Source organism: Erwinia amylovora, assembly GCF_017161565.1.
In the GTDB taxonomy this organism is placed as follows: Bacteria; Pseudomonadota; Gammaproteobacteria; order Enterobacterales; family Enterobacteriaceae; genus Erwinia; species Erwinia amylovora.
The window spans coordinates 210901-230903 of the sequence record NZ_CP066796.1; the positions used below are offsets into that span (position 1 = coordinate 210901).

Annotated in this window: 15 protein-coding genes; 11 read left to right on the top strand and 4 right to left on the bottom strand. The window is 55.4% G+C overall.

What is annotated here, in order from left to right; all coding sequences use genetic code 11:
- Positions 1 to 6 precede the first annotated feature (6 nt).
- The 5 genes from glgC to JGC47_RS00915 all read left to right on the top strand — a co-directional run bounded on the left by glgC (position 7) and on the right by JGC47_RS00915 (position 7113).
- The gene (gene glgC / locus JGC47_RS00895; protein ID WP_004160753.1) at positions 7 to 1293 is read left to right on the top strand and encodes a glucose-1-phosphate adenylyltransferase; all 1287 of its coding nucleotides are present in this window, start codon (positions 7 to 9) and stop codon (positions 1291 to 1293) included.
- Positions 1294 to 1349: 56 nt separating this feature from the next.
- Positions 1350 to 2783: a glycogen synthase GlgA gene (gene glgA, locus JGC47_RS00900; protein ID WP_004160752.1), complete on the top strand. Its 1434-nt coding sequence runs from the start codon at positions 1350 to 1352 to the stop codon at positions 2781 to 2783.
- 20 nt (positions 2784 to 2803) lie between these two features.
- The gene (gene glgP / locus JGC47_RS00905; RefSeq protein WP_004160751.1) at positions 2804 to 5251 is read left to right on the top strand and encodes a glycogen phosphorylase; all 2448 of its coding nucleotides are present in this window, start codon (positions 2804 to 2806) and stop codon (positions 5249 to 5251) included.
- Between the two features lie 172 nt (positions 5252 to 5423).
- A complete protein-coding gene (locus JGC47_RS00910; protein WP_004160749.1) occupies positions 5424 to 6299 on the top strand; it encodes a hypothetical protein in 876 nt (291 codons plus the stop codon).
- 364 nt (positions 6300 to 6663) lie between these two features.
- Positions 6664 to 7113: a hypothetical protein gene (locus tag JGC47_RS00915; RefSeq protein WP_013036288.1), complete on the top strand. Its 450-nt coding sequence runs from the start codon at positions 6664 to 6666 to the stop codon at positions 7111 to 7113.
- 128 nt (positions 7114 to 7241) lie between these two features.
- On the opposite strand, the gene glpD is transcribed toward JGC47_RS00915, so the two are convergent.
- The gene (gene glpD / locus JGC47_RS00920) at positions 7242 to 8747 is read right to left on the bottom strand and encodes a glycerol-3-phosphate dehydrogenase (RefSeq protein WP_004160746.1); all 1506 of its coding nucleotides are present in this window, start codon (positions 8745 to 8747) and stop codon (positions 7242 to 7244) included.
- A 236-nt stretch (positions 8748 to 8983) separates the two neighbouring features.
- Between glpD and glpE the strand changes: the two genes are divergently transcribed.
- From glpE to malQ, 5 genes are all read left to right on the top strand, one after another.
- On the top strand, positions 8984 to 9307 hold the full coding sequence (glpE, locus tag JGC47_RS00925; RefSeq protein ID WP_013036287.1) for a thiosulfate sulfurtransferase GlpE: 324 nt from the start codon (positions 8984 to 8986) through the stop codon (positions 9305 to 9307).
- A gap of 114 nt (positions 9308 to 9421) precedes the next feature.
- Entirely contained in the window at positions 9422 to 10234 is an 813-nt protein-coding gene (gene glpG / locus JGC47_RS00930; RefSeq protein ID WP_004160741.1) for a rhomboid family intramembrane serine protease GlpG, read from the top strand.
- 61 nt (positions 10235 to 10295) lie between these two features.
- Positions 10296 to 11054 carry a DeoR/GlpR family transcriptional regulator gene (locus tag JGC47_RS00935; protein ID WP_004160740.1) on the top strand — a complete coding sequence of 253 codons (759 nt, stop codon included), beginning with the start codon at positions 10296 to 10298 and terminating at the stop codon, positions 11052 to 11054.
- 211 nt (positions 11055 to 11265) lie between these two features.
- On the top strand, positions 11266 to 13668 hold the full coding sequence (gene malP / locus JGC47_RS00940; RefSeq protein ID WP_004160738.1) for a maltodextrin phosphorylase: 2403 nt from the start codon (positions 11266 to 11268) through the stop codon (positions 13666 to 13668).
- A gap of 12 nt (positions 13669 to 13680) precedes the next feature.
- Positions 13681 to 15750 (top strand): 4-alpha-glucanotransferase, encoded by a 2070-nt coding sequence (malQ, locus tag JGC47_RS00945; RefSeq protein ID WP_004160735.1) that lies wholly within the window; start codon positions 13681 to 13683, stop codon positions 15748 to 15750.
- 174 nt (positions 15751 to 15924) lie between these two features.
- On the opposite strand, the gene nfuA is transcribed toward malQ, so the two are convergent.
- On the bottom strand, positions 15925 to 16500 hold the full coding sequence (gene nfuA, locus JGC47_RS00950; protein ID WP_004160732.1) for a Fe-S biogenesis protein NfuA: 576 nt from the start codon (positions 16498 to 16500) through the stop codon (positions 15925 to 15927).
- Positions 16501 to 16558: 58 nt separating this feature from the next.
- On the bottom strand, positions 16559 to 17242 hold the full coding sequence (gene gntX, locus JGC47_RS00955) for a DNA utilization protein GntX (protein ID WP_013036286.1): 684 nt from the start codon (positions 17240 to 17242) through the stop codon (positions 16559 to 16561).
- A gap of 35 nt (positions 17243 to 17277) precedes the next feature.
- On the opposite strand from gntX, the gene bioH reads away from it, so the two are divergent.
- Entirely contained in the window at positions 17278 to 18054 is a 777-nt protein-coding gene (gene bioH, locus JGC47_RS00960; RefSeq protein ID WP_004160723.1) for a pimeloyl-ACP methyl ester esterase BioH, read from the top strand.
- A gap of 48 nt (positions 18055 to 18102) precedes the next feature.
- Here the strand turns inward: bioH and JGC47_RS00965 are convergent, their stop codons facing one another.
- Positions 18103 to 19791, bottom strand: a complete 1689-nt coding sequence (locus JGC47_RS00965) for an alpha-amylase family glycosyl hydrolase (protein WP_004160721.1) — start codon at positions 19789 to 19791, stop codon at positions 18103 to 18105.
- Between the last annotated feature and the right edge of the window lie 212 nt (positions 19792 to 20003).

Genomic DNA, 20003 nt, shown 5'->3' on the forward strand with positions numbered 1-20003 from the left:
TCAGACATGGTGAAATTAGAGAAGAACGACCCTGTGATGCTGGCAAGGCAATTACCAACACAAACTGTAGCCCTGATCCTGGCGGGCGGCCGTGGCACGCGCCTGAAGGATTTAACCGCCAAACGGGCAAAACCGGCGGTCCATTTCGGTGGAAAATATCGCATCATCGATTTCGCGCTCTCTAACTGCCTCAACTCGGGTATCCGGCGTATTGCAGTCTGTACCCAGTACCAGTCGCATACGCTGGTACAGCATATCCAGCGCGGCTGGTCGTTTCTTAACGAAGAGATGAACGAGTTTGTCGACCTGCTCCCCGCGCAGCAGCGTCTGGCGACCGATCACTGGTACCGCGGTACGGCTGATGCGGTCACGCAGAATCTTGACATTATTCGCCGCTATCGGGCGCAGTACATCGTCATCCTTGCCGGTGACCACATCTACAAGATGGACTATGCGCGTATGCTGATCGACCACGTTGAGAACGGCGCACGCTGCACCATTGCCTGCCTGCCGGTGCCGCTGGAGGAAGCCAGCGCCTTTGGCGTAATGAAGGTGGATGACAAGAACAGAGTGGTGGAATTCCTGGAGAAACCTGACAACCCGCCATCGATGCCCGGTGATGCCAGCCGTGCGTTGGCCAGTATGGGCATCTATGCATTTGATGCCGAATACCTTTTCGACCTGCTGGAGCATGACCAGCAGTTGCCGCAGTCGACGCACGATTTTGGTCAGGACCTGCTGCCAAAAATCGTTGCCAGCGGCGAGGCACTGGCGCATTCATTCAGTCTCTCTTGCGTGCAGCAGGATGAGACCGCCGAACCTTACTGGCGCGATGTCGGCACGCTGGAGGCCTACTGGAAAGCCAACCTTGACCTCGCCTCGGTGATGCCGGAACTGGATATGTACGACGGTAACTGGCCGATCCACACGCATATGGAACCGTTGCCGCCCGCCAGATTTGTGCAGGATCGTTCCGGTAGCCACGGTATGACGATGAATTCACTGGTATCGGGGGGCTGCCTCATTTCGGGTTCGGTGGTGGTGAACTCGGTGCTGTTCTCGCGGGTGCGAATTAACTCCTTCTGCAATATTGAGTCGTCGGTATTACTGCCGGATGTGGTAGTGGGGCGCTGCTGCCGTCTGCGCCGCTGTGTGATCGACCGCGCCTGCGTGTTGCCTGAGGGAACGGTGATTGGTGAAAACCCGGACGATGATGCCCGGCGTTTCCATCGATCGGAAGAAGGGATCGTGCTGGTCACAACCACCATGCTGGCAAAGCTGGGCTGGCGTTAACCGGAAGGACATGACCGGAGTACAAGGGCACGTTCGGCACATTACAGGAGCCAATAATGCAGGTGTTACACGTCTGTTCAGAACTTTTCCCGCTGTTGAAAACCGGCGGGCTTGCTGATGTTGTAGGGGCATTACCTGCTGCGCAAATAGCGGTAGGTACCGATACGCGGGTATTGCTGCCGGCATTCCCTGATTTGAAAAAAGGCATTACGCAAATTCAGGTGGTGGCGAAGCTACAAACCTTTGCTGGCTATGTCGAGCTACATTTTGGTCACTTTAACGGCGTCGGTATCTATTTGATCGATGCGCCGGGGCTGTTTGATCGACCTGGCAGCCCCTATCACGATGAATCACAATACGCGTATAGCGACAACTATCTGCGCTTTGCGCTGCTGGGATGGATGAGCTGTGAGCTGGCCTGTGGGCTGGATCACTGGTGGCGGCCGGACGTGGTGCACGCGCATGACTGGCACGCCGGGCTGGCCTGTGCCTATCTTGCGGCACGCGGCCGGCCGGCCAAATCGGTGTTCACCGTACACAACCTGGCCTATCAGGGCCTGTTCAATGCGCGTCATATGGAGCAAATCCAGCTACCCAACTCCTTTTTCAGTGTGTTCGGCCTGGAATTCCACGGTCAGATCTCCTACCTCAAGGCCGGGCTGTTTTATGCCGATCATGTGACGGCGGTCAGCCCGACTTATGCCCGGGAAATCACTCTGCCAGAGTTTGGCTACGGCATGGAAGGGCTGCTGAAACAGCGCATGCTGGAGGGACGGCTCAGTGGCATTCTCAACGGGGTGGATCCGGCAATCTGGAACCCGGCGCACGACCTGCTGTTATCGGCTCGCTATAACCGGGATGTGCTGGACGCCAAGCTGGAAAACAAGCGGCAGTTACAGATTGCGATGGGATTGCAGATTGACGAAAAAGCGCCGATCTTCGCCGTGGTGAGTCGCTTAACTAAACAGAAAGGACTTGATCTGGTTCTGGAGGCGCTGCCCGGGCTGCTGGAACAGGGCGGGCAGCTGGTGGTACTGGGCGCGGGCGATGCCGAGTTACAGCAGGGGTTTCTGGCGGTAGCGGCGGAAAATCCAGGGCAGGTTGGGGTACAAATTGGTTATCACGAAGCGTTCTCGCACCGCATCATGGGCGGTGCCGATGTCATTCTGGTACCGAGCCGCTTCGAACCTTGCGGACTGACGCAGCTGTACGCCCTGAAGTACGGCACGCTGCCGCTGGTGCGGCGCACCGGGGGGCTGGCAGATACGGTGAATGACTGCTCACTGGAAAACCTGGCTGATGGTATCGCCAGTGGTTTTTCCTTTGAGGACAGCAATGGCTGGTCGTTACTGCGTGCTGTCCGGCGTGCTTTCGTTCTCTGGTCCCGTCCTTCGTTATGGCGCTACGTACAGCGCCAGGCAATGGGGATGGATTTTAGCTGGCAGGTAGCTGCGGTAGCCTACCGCGATCTCTATCAACGGTTGTTTTAAACAAAAAGTGGGATATTGCCATGAACGCTCCTTTCTCCTATGCCGCACCCACGCTCAGTGTTGATGCACTGAAACATTCTATCGCCTATAAGCTGATGTTTACCCTGGGTAAAGATCCCGCTCTTGCCAATAAACATGAGTGGCTGAACGCCACGCTGCTGGCGGTGCGCGATCGGATGGTCGAGCGCTGGCTACGTTCGAACCGCGCCCAGCTATCACAGGACGTGCGTCAGGTCTATTACCTGTCGATGGAGTTTCTGGTCGGGCGCACGCTATCCAACGCGCTACTGGCGATGGGCATTTACGATGATACCCGGGCAGCGCTGCAGGAGATGGGCTTCGACCTCGAAGAGCTGATTGAGGAAGAAAGCGATCCGGGCCTGGGTAACGGTGGACTGGGGCGGCTGGCGGCCTGTTTTCTTGACTCACTGGCAACCCTGGGCCTGCCCGGACGCGGTTACGGCATCCGTTATGAATATGGCATGTTCAAACAGAATATTGTCGAAGGCCGTCAGGCAGAGTCGCCGGACTACTGGCTTGAATACGGTAATCCGTGGGAGTTCCAGCGATTTAATACCCGCTATAAAGTGCGCTTTGGCGGGCGTATTCAGCACGAGGGCAGCCGCGCGCGCTGGGTAGAAACGGAAGAAGTGCTGGCCACCGCATATGACCAGATCATTCCCGGCTACGATACGGATACCACCAACACGCTGCGGCTGTGGGGCGCGCAGGCGAGTAGTGAGATTAACCTGGGCAAATTTAACCAGGGAGATTACTTTGCCGCCGTAGAGGATAAAAACCATTCTGAAAACGTATCGCGCGTGCTCTATCCGGATGACTCCACTTATTCAGGGCGCGAGCTGCGGCTGCGGCAAGAATATTTTCTCGTCTCGGCCACGGTGCAGGATATTCTTCATCGCCACTGGGCCATGCACCAAACCTTCGATAACCTCGCCGATAAGATAGCGCTGCATCTGAATGATACTCATCCGGTACTGGCCATTCCCGAGCTGATGCGTGTGCTGATCGATGAACATAAATTTAGCTGGGATGATGCGTTTGAAGTCGTCTGCCAGGTGTTCTCCTACACCAATCATACCCTGATGCAGGAAGCGCTGGAGACATGGCCGGTGGATATGATTGGCAAGATCCTGCCGCGCCATCTGCAAATCATCTTTGATATCAATGATTACTTTCTGAAGACCATTCAGGATCACTACCCGGATGACTGGGAGCTGCTGGCGCGTATTTCAATTATCGATGAAAACAACGGCCGCCGCATTCGCATGGCGTGGCTGGCCGTGGTTGCCAGCCATATGGTCAACGGCGTGTCCGAGCTGCATTCTAACCTGATGGTCCAATCACTATTCGCTGACTTTGCCAAACTGTTTCCTGGCCGCTTCTGTAATAAAACTAACGGCATCACCCCGCGCCGCTGGCTGGCGCTGGCTAATCCCTCGCTGTCCGCCGTACTTGATACGACGATTGGCCGCACCTGGCGCACCGAACTCAGTCAGCTGGACGAGCTGAAGCAGCATATCGACTTTGCCAACTTTATTGAGCAAGTTGCCCATGCCAAGCTGCAAAATAAAAAGCGCCTGGCCGCATTCGTCAGTCAGAAGCTGGATATTGTTATCGATCCGCAGGCGATGTTTGATGTGCAAATCAAACGTATTCACGAGTATAAACGCCAGTTGCTTAATGTCCTGCATGTCATCACCCGTTATAACCGCATTAAGGCGGATCCGGATGCCAACTGGGTGCCGCGGGTCAGCATCTTCGCCGGTAAGGCGGCATCAGCTTACTATATGGCGAAACATATCATTCACCTGATTAACGATGTCGCACAGGTGATTAATAACGATCCGCAGGTGAAGAGCAAACTCAAGGTGGTGTTTATTCCCAATTATAGCGTCAGCCTGGCGCAGATAATCGTTCCCGCAGCAGACTTGTCTGAACAGATTTCGCTGGCCGGAACCGAAGCCTCGGGCACCAGTAATATGAAATTCGCGCTTAACGGGGCGCTGACCATTGGTACGCTGGATGGGGCTAACGTTGAAATGCTCGACCACGTCGGCGCGGAGAATATCTTTATCTTCGGTAATACCACCCCGCAGGTTGAGAAGCTGCGCAGCAACGGCTACAACTCCCATTTGTATTACGAACAGGATGCTGAACTGCACCAGGTGCTGACGCAAATCGCCACCGGCGTGTTCAGCCCGCAGGAGCCGGGGCGTTACCGCAATATATTTGATTCCCTGGTTAACCTTGGCGACCACTATCAGCTGCTGGCGGACTATCGCAGCTATGTGGATACCCAGGATAAAGTGGACAAGCTGTACCGCAACCAGGAGGCGTGGACGCGCTGTGCGCTACATAATATCGCCAATATGGGATATTTCTCTTCCGATCGCACCATCAAAGAATATGCCGACGAAATTTGGGGTATTGAGCCGGTTCAGTTATAGGTTTGTTTACTATTCTTAAGCACCGGGATCATTTTAACGGTGCTTTCCTTTATCCGTCTTTTTTGCTTACCAACTTTTCATCAGCCGGAACAGGTGAGTTATGTTAATAAGTGGCGTTTTCTGAAAGAATAGATATTTTTTTTCAGTATGGTAAAGGTTTTATGGAAATATCATGGATATTACACGTTTAGATCTCTTTGTCTTAAAGATTTACAATAAGCTGGATTTAACGATGTCTGGCTATGAATCCAGGAAGCTGTTAAAAGCATTGCGAGCTGTCGAAAACACCCCAAAAGGTTTGAAGCTAATCAAAGATGCTGTATTATTAAATGCATTTTTAAGAAAAGCAGAAAGCACGAGGGATGGGGAATTACAAAAAGAAATATTAGATGCCTTTGGTAAGAATCTTATTTTAAAGGGCGGATCAACGGCAACGATTAATTCGATGAAAATCTACAATGAAAAAAAATCAGAAATGAATAAAGTGGAGAAGATAGAGGATGTTTTAGAAGCGAAAGTTAAAGCACCCACGGATAAAGATAAAGAACTTCAGGATATTGCTCAGAAAGTTTTTTCCAGCCTTCTTGAACCGACAGTGATGTATAAGATTAAAACGTCTTTGGAAGACCGTAAAATTCCTTTAAGAGAAGAGAAGGATGTCATCTCAAAGATTGATGAAGCGCGTCAGGAAGAAGTCAATACAGTCCGCGAAATTGCAAAGAATATAAACGCGTTTCAAAAGGAATTTGATAATCATCCTCTCCAGGGTGAATTGATACCGGAAGATCAGAGGGGTGTCTTAAATCTGCGGGCAAAACATTCTCGTATTGCCATTAAGGCACTTGATGAAAAGCGATCGGCTATCTTTAAACACAGGCAGATAAAAGCTGAAGTTATTATTAACGCTGTTAAAGAATATTCACTTTATCAACCTGATTCTGATTCTGTTTCTGATTCTAAATCAGACTTTGTACTCCAGCCCGAGCCTGTTTCTGAGTCGACTCTGGCACTCATTAACCAATACGATGAAAGATTCAGGCGTGAATAGTATTAAATGTCAGACGGTCATGATTATTGTCAGCAAAGTGACAGCGGAAGGAAGCTGACGGAGTGAGGAAAAACTCCTGAAGTTGTCTGGAAAAATACCGTATATAGCCAGAATGGCTGCTGCCGTAAAATAGCACGCAAGAATATGCAGATGAAACGGGGATAATGGATCGGATTCAACTTTGCTGCGGTTTACCTCCCCAGTGAGTTGGAACCCGATTAATGGCAATTCCGCCAGGCGTCCTTCTTAATCCACCACATTCTATTCTCTGGCAGTAAGCCGTATGCAATAAATTATTCAGGCCGTGAATGGCTTTTGCAAAAAATGAGAATTTTGTCAATGTCGTTCCGATTTTTAAGGATTGATGATGAATATTCACCCCGCAAACGCGGAAAAAACGACCTTTTCTTCCACAGATAGTGAACAACATAGCGCCAGCTCGCAGCTGCCGGCTAAACTGAAAGAAATAGACAATTCTAATGAGCCATTAGAAAAACCCACTAAAAAACAGAGTTTATCATCTCAGGATCTTGCCGGGAAAGTGCCTGATGCCGAATTAAAAAACCTGTTAGCTTCACGGAAAAAAGAGCTTGAGGAAAGACGGGATCTTCTTAATGAGAAAAACGCAGCCACAGCCGATGTAATAAACTTTTCCTGCCAGCAAAGAGGCATCTTTCCCGGCAAGGGCGAAGTCGTACCGGGCGGGGAACAAATGACTCTCTATGGGCTTACTAAGGACAAATGTGATGAGTTAAAGGAGATTGAGGCAGAATTAGCAACAATTGATCTGAAATTGTTGCAATTGCAAAAGTGAAGGCGGCTTTCAGGAAGCGAACATAAAGAGACTCATTTCTGTTCACCTGCCATCCTGGCGTGGCGCAGTTCGTCCACGAGGTCAATACTGAGGGGCGGACCTTGATCTGTTGCTCCGCCCTGTAACCATCAGGATGCCAGTGATAACAGCGGCTTGGCATGCTGCGCCAGCCATTCACCAACCCTTGCCTGCTGCTGCTGATTCAGCCACATCCCTTCTTTGGTACGACGCCAGAGGGCATCGTCGGTGGCACGTACCCACTCATTTTCTACCAGATAGCGTAGTTCGGCTTCGTAGAAATGGTGGCCAAACAGTTCACCCAGGTCTGCCAGGCTGGTAGCACCTTTAAGCAGCTGCTCGCTGTTACTGCCGTAGGTACGCGCATAGTGGCGCGCCAGCTCAACGCTGATAAACGGGAAACGGCGGCGCAGGCTGACGGCATATTCGTCACGCGTTCCGGCAAAGTTCCCGCCCGGCAGCACGCAGCTTTTGGTCCAGGCGGCACCCGCTTGCGGGTAGTATTTGCTCAGTTTTTCCATCGCGTGTTCGGCCAGCTTGCGGTAGGTGGTCAGCTTGCCGCCAAACACCGATAGCAGCGGAGCCTGGCCGTCATCATCATGCACATCCAGCGTATAATCGCGGGTGATGGCCTGTGGAGAATCTGACTCGTCATCGCACAGCGGGCGCACGCCGGAGTAGCTCCAGACGATATCGTCGCGGGCCAGGTCTTGCTTAAAATGCGCGTTAAACACCTTCAGCAGATAATCGATCTCGTTATCATCGATTTTGACATCATGCGCATCACCTTTGTACTCAACGTCGGTGGTACCGATAATCGAGAACTCATCCATCCACGGGATGACAAACACAATACGGCTATCTTCATTCTGCAGAATGTAGGCTTGCTTCTGCGTACCAACGCGCGGTACGACGATATGGCTGCCCTTGATCAGCCGTATACCGTACGGCGACTTGAGTTTCAGGCCGTCATCAAACAGCTGTTTGACCCACGGACCGGCGGCATTGACCAGACCTTTAGCACGCCAGGTAAGGGTTTTGCCGCTGTCGATATCTTCGGCTTCAACGGTCCACAGGCCATTTTCACGCCAGGCGCGCGTGACGCGGGTGCGGGTGCGGACTTCGCCGCCACGTTTTTCAACCTGTTGCGCGTTAAGCACCACCAGACGGGCATCATCGACCCAGCAGTCAGAATATTCGAAACCGCGCACGATTTCAGGCTTCAGTACCGAGTCTGAGCCAAAACGCACGCTTTTACTGCCCGGCAGGCTGGTACGTTTGCCCAGGTGATCGTACATAAACAGGCCCATGCGGATCATCCAGGCCGGGCGCAGATGCGGGCGATGTGGCAGCAAAAAGCGCATCGGAAAGGCAATATGGGGGGCCATTTTCAGCAGCACTTCGCGTTCGGCCAGCGCTTCGCCGACCAGGCGGAATTCGTAGTGTTCCAGATAGCGCAGGCCGCCGTGGATCAGTTTTGAACTGGCGGAAGAGGTGGCGCAGGCGAGATCTTGCGCCTCCAGCATCAGCACCGACAGCCCGCGCCCGGCGGCATCAGCCGCGATGCCGGCACCATTAATGCCGCCGCCGATTACGATCAGGTCTTTGGTTTCCACGTCATCTCCTCCGATATTCGGAATTTCCAGTAATGTTCGTTTTCGAGCATTATACTAGTCGCAAAGCAACATTGACGCCAGCATTAAGCTGATAAAACCTTGATGCGTGATGCCGATAACGTCTTTGCAGCAAATAAAAAGGCTGAAACCCATTCGTTTTTCTGGTTATTGTGCGCCGGGTCCAGGCTACAATGGGCGCTGTTTCGCCATTAATTTTGCTTTTGACGAGAACCATCATGGATCAATTTGAGTGCATTAACATCCTGCAGGCGCAGCAAAAACTGGCGGACGGCAACGCATTGCTGGTCGATATTCGCGACGCGCAAAGTTTTGCCGCCGCTCATGCCAGCGGCGCCATTCACCTGAGCAACGACTCGCTGCCTCTGTTCCTTTCTCAGAGCGATCTCCGCCTGCCGGTGTTGGTCATGTGCTACCACGGTAACAGCAGTAAGGGAGCCGCGCAGTATCTGCTGAATCAGGGCTTTGCGGCAGCCTATAGCATTGACGGCGGTTTCGAAGCCTGGCGTACGGCTTTCCCGCAGCAGGTTAGCGCGCAATAATGCCCGAGCGGCGGTAGCGTAACGTGCAGCCTGCAACTTGTCGGCTGAAGCCGTTATACTGCCGCCACGTTGTCCGATTGTGTCCGTATCTGAATAAAAGGAAGTCGTTCAATTATGCGCATTACCCATTTCACTCATCTTCGCCCGGCGCAGGCGTTTGTTGATTATATGGCCACGCGCGGCATCCGGTTACGCATCGAGCAAGACGGCGGCTATACGCTGTGGCTGGATGATGAATCGCAGATCGGCGTGGTCGAAAACGAACTTAACCAGTTTTTTCGCGATCCCAACCATGCGCGCTATCAGGCAGCCAGCTGGCACGCCGGTACCACTAAAAGCGGCATGCATTATCAGCACACTTCGCTGCTGGCTAATTTGCGCGAACGCGCAGGGCCGCTAAGCCTGTTGGTGATCGCGGCCTGTGTGCTGGTGTTTATCCTGATGCAGGTGCTGGGTGACCAGACGGTGATGAGCCTGCTGTCATGGCCGGATGAAACGCAGCATTATCAACTGTGGCGCTGGTTCAGCCACGCGCTGCTGCACTTTTCACTGCTGCATATCCTGTTTAACCTGATGTGGTTCTGGTATCTCGGCGGGGCGCTGGAAAAGCGGCTTGGCGCGGGCAAATTGTTCGTTATCATGCTGATATCGGCGCTGCTTAGCGGCTGGATGCAGGCAAAATTTAGCGGCCTGCTGTTTGGCGGGCTGTCCGGGGTGGTGTATGCCCTGATGGGCTATAGCTGGCTGCGTGGCGAGCGCGATCCTGACAGCGGCATCTTTTTGCCGCGCGGACTGATGGCCTTCGCGGTTCTCTGGCTGCTGGTGGGCTGGTTCGGCTGGTTTGGTTTGTCAATAGCCAATGCGGCCCATGTGACCGGCCTGCTGGTCGGGCTGGCGATGGCCTTTGTTGATACGCGCCGGCGTTAATTTATCAATAGCGCTCACCGATATCGGGCGGCCGGCAGGATAACGGGAAAAGGGGAAGCGAGTGAAGCAGACACAACGTCATGACGCCATCATCGACCTGGTACGGCATCAGGGATATGTCAGTACCGAAGAGCTGGTAGAGCATTTTGCCGTCAGCCCGCAAACCATTCGCCGCGACTTAAACGATCTGGCGGAGCAGAACAGAATTCAGCGCCATCATGGCGGCGCGGCTTTACCCTCCACCTCGGAAAACAGCGCCTGGCAGGAGCGCAAAATGATGTGGTCGCTGGAAAAAGCGCGTATCGCCCGGCGCGTTGCCAGCCAGATCCCGGATGGCGCCTCGCTGTTTATTGACATCGGCACCACGCCGGAAGCGGTGGCGCATGCGCTGATGAATCACAGTAATCTGCGCATCGTCACCAATAACCTCAACGTGGCGGTACTGCTGATGGCGAAGCCCGATTTCCGTTTGATTCTGGCAGGGGGTGAAGTGCGCACCCGCGACGGTGGGATTATCGGCGAGGCGACGCTGGATTATATCTCTCAGTTCCGCCTTGATTACGGCATTCTGGGGATCAGCGGCATCGATATGGACGGATCGCTGCTGGACTTCGACTATCACGAAGTGCGTACCAAGCGGGCGATTATTGATAACTCACGCTGCGTGATGCTGGTTGCCGATCATTCGAAATTTGGCCGTAATGCGATGGTGAATTTGGGCCATATGGGAATGATTGACTACCTGTTTACCGACCAAATGCCGCCGGGCAGCGTGCTGAAAACCATTGAGCAGCACAACGTTCATCTGGAAATTTGTTAAGCGCCAGCCCACTCTTCTCTGATTGCACCTGGCGCAGTGCGCCGTCCGCTATCTCCCCACCGGTCGGGCTGTCTGGCCAAAAAAGAGACTCACATCCGCTTTTTTTTTGCTCATTGTCTTCCGCAATGAGCTTTTTTCCGTTTTGCCGTCTTAACTGTAAGGTGTTTGTGCTCACCTTTTCAGCTGTACCCAACAATTCGCGAGGGACGGTATGCCGCAGCAGAAATTCAATAGGACCCGTTTTGAAGCTGCCCTGACGCGTCAGTGGCAGCAGCTGGGCCACGTCAGCGCCAGTGAGATGACCTCACATCAGTGGTGGCAGGCGATAAGCCGCGCGTTGGCAGAATTGCTGGCGGCTCAGCCAGCGGCGAAAACGGCCAAAAATCAGCGTCACGTTAACTATATCTCGATGGAATTCCTGGTCGGCCGCCTGACGGGTAATAACCTGCTTAATCTCGGCTGGTACGATGAGGTGAAAGCGGTGCTGGCCGGGTATCAGCGCGATCTCAGTGAACTGCTGGAGGAAGAAACAGACCCGGCGCTGGGCAATGGCGGTTTAGGAAGACTGGCGGCCTGCTATCTTGACTCGATGGCAACGGTGGGCCAGGCGGCCATCGGCTACGGCCTTAACTATCAATACGGCCTGTTCCGCCAGTCGTTTGCCGACGGTAAACAACAGGAAGCGCCTGATAACTGGCAGCGTGAGCGCTACCCGTGGTTTCGCCATAACGCCGCGCTGGATGTTGATGTCGGTTTCGGCGGTAAAGTGGTGAAAAACGACAGCGGCAGTTTCTGCTGGCAACCGGCGTTTACCGTGCGCGGTGAAGCCTGGGATTTACCGGTAACCGGCTATGGTAACGGCGTGGTACAGCCGCTGCGATTGTGGCAGGCCACGCACGCCAGCCCGTTCGACCTGACCCTTTTTAATGACGGCAAATTCCTTCAGGCCGAGCAACAGGGCATCGATGCTGCAAAGCTGACGAAGGTGCTTTACCCGAACGACAACCATCAGCAGGGCAAGCGTCTGCGCCTGATGCAGCAGTATTTCCAGTGCGCCTGTTCGGTAGCCGACATTCTGCGCCGCCATCATCTTGCCGGGCGCAACATCCGGCAGCTGCCCGACTTCGAAACGATCCAGCTAAACGACACCCATCCCACCATTGCCATTCCTGAAATGCTGCGCGTGCTGCTGGATGAACACTCGCTAAGCTGGGAGCAAGCCTGGGCGATTGTTAGCAAGACCTTCGCCTATACCAATCACACCCTGATGCCGGAAGCGCTGGAGCGCTGGGACGAGCGGCTGGTGCGCAGCCTGCTGCCGCGTCATTTTACCCTGATCAAAGAGATCGACCGCCGCTTTAAGCAACAGGTTGAACAGCAGTGGCCGGGTGATAAAAAGGCTTGGGCGAAACTGGCGCTGGTGCATGATAAGCAGGTGCGCATGGCGAATATCTGTGTGGTCAGCGGATTTGCCGTTAACGGCGTGGCGGCGCTGCATTCGGATCTGGTGGTGAAAGACCTGTTCCCGGAATATCACCAGCTGTGGCCAGAAAAATTCCATAACGTCACCAACGGTATTACGCCACGGCGCTGGTTGAAGCAGTGCAATCCGGCGCTGGCGCAGCTGATCGACAGCACGCTACAGGTGGAATGGGTGAACCAGCTCGATGCGCTGCGGGGGCTGGAGCCCTTCGCCGGTAATAAAGCGTTTCGTCAGCAGTATCGTCAAATCAAGCAGGCCAACAAGCAGCGGCTGGCGGCGTATATCGCCCGGATCACCGGCATTATCGTCAACCCGACGGCGCTGTTCGATGTGCAAATTAAGCGCCTGCATGAATACAAACGTCAGCATCTCGGCCTGCTGCATATCCTTTCACTCTACAAGCGGCTGCGCGATAACCCGCAGCTGGACGCGGTACCGCGCGTCTTTCTGTTTGGTGCTAAAGCCGCACCGGGCTACTACCTGGCAAAAAATATCATCTACGCCATTAATAAGGTTGCTGAGAGGATCAACCATGACCCGCTGGTTGGCGACAGGCTGAAGGTGGTGTTTATCCCTGATTATCGTATTAGCGCCGCCGAGCTGATGATCCCGGCGGCGGACCTCTCCGAGCAAATCTCCACCGCAGGTTATGAAGCTTCCGGCACCGGCAATATGAAGCTGGCGCTTAACGGCGCACTGACTATCGGCACGCTGGACGGTGCCAATGTTGAGATTGCCGAACAGGTGGGCGATGAAAATATCTTTATTTTTGGTCACACGGCGGAACAGGTCAAGGCGCTGAAAGCGGGCGGCTATGATCCGATCAAGCTGCGCAAAAAGGACAGGCATCTTGACGGCCTGTTGAAAGAGCTGGAGACAGGCCAGTTCAGCAATGGCGACAAACAGGCGTTCGAGATGCTGCTGCACAGCCTTGGTAAAGGGGGCGACCCCTGGCTGGTGCTGGCGGATTTTGCCAGCTACTGCGCCGCACAGTTGCAGGTAGAGGCGCTGTACCGTGACCCGGAAGCCTGGACGCACGCGGCAATCCTCAATACCGCCCGCAGCGGCAAGTTCAGCTCCGATCGCTCAATTCGCGATTATCAGCAGCGCATCTGGCAGGCCAGACGGTAAAGGAGCAAGGCGATGAGTATAAAAAAAGTTGCACAGGCTAGCGCTGCGGCTGGTATTGCCCCCACCTGGGTCAATGCTGCCGGTAAAGAGCAGGCCGTCAGTCAGGCGACGCGTGAAAAGCTGCTGGCGGCAATGAATCCGCCGCAAAAAGCCAGCAACGCCCCGCTGCCCCCCTGTAAGGTGCTGCTGAAAAAACGGGTTCAGCAGCTACAGATTGGCGGCAAAGGCGACTATCAATGGCAGCTGCACGGCGAGCACGGTAAGACGTTTCAGGGAAGCGTATGCGCTGGAGAGCTACTGACGCTGCCGGCGAACTTGCCCAACGGCTATCATCAGCTGCTGCTTCGCCAGGGGAAGAAGCAGTGGGCGTGCCGGGTTATTGTTGCCCCCAGGCGCTGTTATGAACCGGCAGTGCTCAAACAGGGCGGCAAATTGTGGGGCGCGATTGTGCAGCTTTATACCCTACGCTCGCAGCACAACTGGGGGACAGGCGACTTCGGCGATCTGAAGCGCATGATAAGCGAGATCGCCGTACGCGGCGGATCCTTTATCGGCCTTAATCCCATCCATGCCTTGTACCCTGGCATCCCGGAAAACGCCAGCCCTTACAGCCCTTCATCGCGCCGCTGGCTCAACGTGATGTATATCGACGTAGCTGCGGTGGTCGACTTCCAGCAAAGCCAGGCCGCGCAGCGCTGGTGGCGACAGAAGAATACCCGGCAGCGGCTGAAAAAGGTGCGCCAGGCAGATTGGGTGGATTACGCCGCGGTGGGTGAACTCAAAATTCGCGGGCTGCGCTTCGGCTGGCAGCAGTTCTCGCAGCGTACGCAGCAGGATGCCACCCGCATTGAATTCGAACAGTTTATTGTCGATGGCGGGCAAAGCCTGGCTGACCAGGCTGCCTATGACGCCCTTCATGCGCAGATGCTGCAAGAAGACGCGGAGCGCTGGGGCTGGCCGGCGTGGCCGGAAGCTTATCAACACGGGCACAGCGACGCGGTGCAACGGTTCCGTTGTGAACAGGCTGATGAAGTGCGTTTCTGGCAATGGCTGCAATGGCTGGCCGACCGTCAGTTCGCCGAATGCTGGCAGTGCTGTCAGCAGCACCATATGCCGATTGGCCTGTACCGGGACCTGGCGGTTGGCGTGGCGCAAGGCGGGGCAGAAACCTGGTGTGACCGCGAGCTGTATCGCCTGCAGGCTTCGGTAGGAGCGCCGCCGGATATCCTTGGCCCGCAGGGGCAGAACTGGGGGTTGCCGCCAATGGATCCGCATGTACTGACCGCGCGGGGTTATCAACCCTTTATCGATATGCTGCGCGCAAATATGGTCAACTGCGGCGCATTGCGCATTGACCATGTGATGTCGCTGCTGCGCCTGTGGTGGATCCCTTACGGTGAAACCGCCAACTTTGGGGCCTATGTTCACTACCCGGTGGACGATCTGATGGCGATCCTCGCACTGGAAAGCGAGCGCCAACAGTGCATGGTGATTGGTGAAGATCTCGGCACGGTTCCGGCTGAAATCGTCAGCAAGCTGCGCGATAACCGCATTTACTCGTGGAAGGTCCTCTATTTTGAGCAGGATGAAACGGGGCGTTACCGCTCTCCTGATGCCTGGCCACGTCAGTCGATGGCCAGCGCCACCACCCACGATTTGCCTACGCTAGGTGGTTTCTGGAGCGCAGGGGACTTAACCCTGGGTGAAACGCTGGGGCTGTACCCGGATAAGCAGGTACTCAGTGAACTGTTTGCCGACCGGGCGCACAAAAAACAGCAGCTGCTTGATGCCCTGCACCGTGCGGGCTGCGTAGCGAAACGCTGCGCTAAACAGGCGGCTAAGATGGCGATGTCGGCGGCTTTGAACCGCGGCCTGCAGCGCTATATCGCCGACAGTCATAGCGCGCTGCTCGGCCTGCAGCCTGAGGACTGGCTGAATATGGAGAAGCCGGTCAACGTACCGGGTACCACTGACCAGTACCCGAACTGGCGACGCAAGCTAAGCGTAACGCAGGAGGTCATGTTTGCCGATGCCAGAATTAACCGCCTGCTTAAAGATCTCAATAAACGCCGCAGCGGCTGACTTGCGGTCTGCGGCGGCCGGAACAGGGCGCGCCGATGGGGGCAGGCATTCTGCCATGAGATATCGGCAGGGCGCTGGTCAGAAAGAGAGCGGTTTTTTGGGTTTGATATGCTGCCAGCCGGACAGAGGAGAGTTCGCTACGTAAGGGGGCAAGTATCCCCGGCCCCCTTTATATCAGTAGAACGAATGTTCACCACGCTGGTGCTCGGTCAGGTCACGCACGCCTTTCAGCTCGGGGAACGCGGCCAGCATCTCTTTCTCGATGCCTTCTTTCAGGGTGACATCGACCATTGAACAGCCGTTACAGCCGCCGCCAAATTGCAGGATAGCGTAACCATCATCGGTGATTTCCATCAAAGACACTTTACCGCCGTGGCTGGCCAGCTGCGGGTTGATCTGCGCCTGTAACAGGTATTCTACGCGCTCAATAAGCGGGGCATCGTCGCTGACTTTACGCATTTTGGCGTTGGGGGCTTTCAGCGTCAGTTGAGAACCAAGATTGTCGGTGACAAAGTCGATTTCAGCATCTTGCAGGTAAGGGGCGCTTAGCTCGTCAACAAACGCCGACAGCTTGTCAAACTTCAGTTCAGTATCGGTTGCTTCTACTGCGTCAGGTGGACAGTAAGAGACGCCGCACTCGGCGGTTGGCGTACCCGGATTGATAACGAATACGCGAATCTGGGTGCCATCTTCCTGCTTTGACAGCAGTTTTGCGAAGTGCTCTTGTGCAGAGTCGGTGATTAGGATCATGGCGATTGCTCAATAGTTGACTAATTCAGTTGGTTATAATACGCCCATCACCGCTGCTCTACAAGGTGCGGCACAGGCACCATATCTCAACGCTGGCCGCGCCATTGGCCAGTAAAACGCGGCTGATTTCCGCTGCGGTACTGCCGGTAGTGACCACATCGTCAAGCAGAGCGATATGATATCCCCGCACCGCTGTTTCAAGACGAAAAGCCCCGCGCAAGTTTTTACGCCGCGCCCGCGCGCCCAGCCGGTGCTGAATTTTTGCCGCACGTACCCGCGTAATGGCCTGTGGCGCATAGCGGCATGGCACCCAGCGAACAAGCCGCTGCGCGATCTCCTCTAACTGATTATAGCCACGTTGCCACGCCCGGTAATGATGCAGCGGTACCGTGAGTAGCAGATCGGGGCGTTGCAGCCCGCTTTCACGGCGCTGCTGTAGCCAGCGTAGCAGTAATAACCGTGCCAGCATCACCGCAAGTGCGGTGGCGCGGTAAAACTTGAGTCGGTTAACCAGCTGGCTCAGCGGCGGTTGCCACGCCGATACGGCAATCAGCCGCTGCCATGGCGGCGGACGGCGCAGGCAGCGGCCGCATTGATGCCTACTGCACCCGGCCGGTAAACCACAGCGCGGGCAGCAGGCGGGATGTACCAGCAGCTGACGCAGGCAGACGCTGCACAGCCCGTGGATGGCGAAAGCCAGCGGCATTGCGCATAGCCAACAGCCTGGCGGTATTGGTAGCATGGCAATCTCTTCTGCAAAAAACAGGACCATAACCCATGACAGGGCTTTATTGGGAGACTATTGGGCAAGGCGATCGCCATCTTGTGCTGCTGCACGGATGGGGGCTGAATGCTGCGGTTTGGCATTGCATCAGCGAACGACTTGGCGCACATTTTTGTCTGCATCTGGTGGACTTGCCCGGCTATGGCCGCAGCCAGGGATTTCCGGCGATGACGCCGGATGAAATGGTGGCTGCCATCCTGCCGCAGGCACCGCAGCGGGCCATCTGGCTTGGTTGGTCGCTTGGTGGGCTGGTGGCCAGCCAGCTGGCATTGAGCCATCCGCAGCGGGTGAGTGGGTTAATAAGCGTGGCTTCCTCGCCTTGCTTCTGCGCGCAGCCGGGATGGCCGGGGATCAAAGTGGAAACCTTAAGCGGCTTTCAGCAGCAACTAAGTGAGGATTTCTCGCGCACCGTTGAGCGTTTTCTCGCGCTGCAAACTCTGGGAAGCGACAGCGCCCGCCAGGATGCACGTATGCTGAAAAGCGTGGTGCTGGCCCAGCCGATGCCGACGGAAGAGGTGCTCAACGGCGGCCTGGAAATCTTGCGTACCGCCGATTTACGTCAGACGATGCAGGGGTTACAGATGCCGCTGCTGCGCCTGTATGGCGCGCTGGACGGGCTGGTGCCGCGCAACATCGCCGCGTTGCTTGATGCAAGCTGGCCCACCAGCCGCAGTCATATTATCGCCAGGGCTGCCCATGCGCCGTTTATCTCCCATCCGACGGAATTTTGTGCGCAGTTGATGACGTTTAGCGATACGCTGCGCCCGTAAATCAGCCGGCGCGCTGTCGCCAGGCGGGCTACCGACTGCGGTTTTGTTTCAGGGTTGCAGCCAGCGAAATTGCCATGCGTCCAGCACCAGCTCCTCTTTACCATCAATCCGTTCGCCGCTGGCGACATCGCGGTACCAGCGCGGTTCGGGTAGACGGTAACCGACCGGCTTAGCGCTCAGGTTGAACACGCAACACAGCGTATCCTGTGCATTTTTTGTCTGCCTTTGCATCACCAGCAGCGAATCATCGCTGTCGCCAATCGTCATGGGATTATCGGGATGGAATGCCGCCTGACGAATGCGTACCTGAATCAGTTGACTGAGCGCATACCATACTCGCTGGCGCAGCGAGCCCGTTGCGGCCAGCGCCTTTTCAATGTCGCTCAGTGCATATTTCTGGCGGTTAATCGCCCGGTTCATCCCGGCGACTTTGACGCCGTCCAGGTCATTGCGCGAGCCAAGAATGCTCTGCACGTAAACCGCCGGCACGCCGGGAAAAGCCAGCAGCAGCCCGTGAGCCAGTAAAAATCGTTGCAGGCGGCTATCGTCGTCGTCCCGTTCTTTACTCAGCGCGTCCAGGTAGGTGACGTTGATTTCATAAGGGCTGGTGGTGCCATCAGGATTGGTTTTCCACGAGATCAGCGCGCCTTCCCGCGCCAGGTCTTGCGCCAGCGCGACGATTTCGTGTTCAGGCAGAATGCCGCGCAGCGGATTCAGGCCGATACCGTCATGAGAGGCGAGGAAATTAAAGAAGGTGGTGCTGCCGCTGCCGCCGTCGAGCGAGGATGCCCACTGGCGTAATGCGCGTGATGAACCGTGGTGGATGGCATGCAGCACCAGCGGCGGCAACGGAAACTGATAGACCATATGCGCTTCATCACGGCCGTTGCCGAAATAGCGGATGTTGTCGTCATGCGGCACGTTGGTTTCGGTCAGCAGTACCGTTCCCGCGGCCACCTCGTCGATGATGGCACGGAACAGCTTCACCAGCAGGTGGGTTTTGGCTAAATGGATGCACGCCGTACCCGGGGTTTTCCATAAGTAACCTACCGCATCCAGCCGCAGGTAATCTGCCCCCTGTTGTAAATAATCCAGCAGCACGGTGACCATACTGAGCAGCACGTCAGGATCGGCATAATTAAGGTCGACCTGGTCGGCGCTGAAGGTGGTCCAGACCGAGCGCGCCTCGCCGTTTGCCATCACGAACGGCGTGAGCAACGGCGAAGTGCGCGGTCGGGTGACCGCGCTTAAATCAGCAGCGGGTGGCCGGCTGATAAAAAAGTTATCCCAGCCGGGATCCTGAGCCAGGTAGTGGGCGAACCAGGCGCTGTGGGCCGACATATGGTTGCAGACGAAGTCAAACATCAGGCGCGTGTGCTGATGCAGTTCGGCAATGTCCTGCCAGCTGCCGTAAGGCGGATCCACCTGATGATAGTCGATCACCGCGAAGCCATCGTCCGACGATGACGGAAAAAAGGGCAGCAGGTGAACGAGGTTAAAGCTGGACTGTAAATGTTGCCGGTAGAAGCGCGAGAAGGTCGCCAGGGTGGGGGTGTTATCTTCATGAAACTGATCCGCGTAGGCGATCAGCACCACGTCTTGCTGATCCCAGTGCGCCTTGCGCGGCTGGCAAATACGCTCGCGGGCAGCGGCAACCAGCGCGTGCAGCTGTTGCAGGCGTGCTGGCGGGAAAGCGGAATCATAGATCTCATTGATTAATCTATCAATAATAGTCATTACTTTACCCGTTATGCGTCAGGCAGCAGGTGCGTTGGCGTTAACCCAACTGACTTTTCAGGCGCTCGCCGCAGGGGGGAAGTTCACAGGCTATTTCTCACTGTAGATGCTGATAACAAATACGCAATCTGAAAACCTGACTGGTCGGGGTATTTACGGGGCGATGGCTGTTACATCAACAGCCGTCGCAACGGGCGGGCCGACGGCCCGCC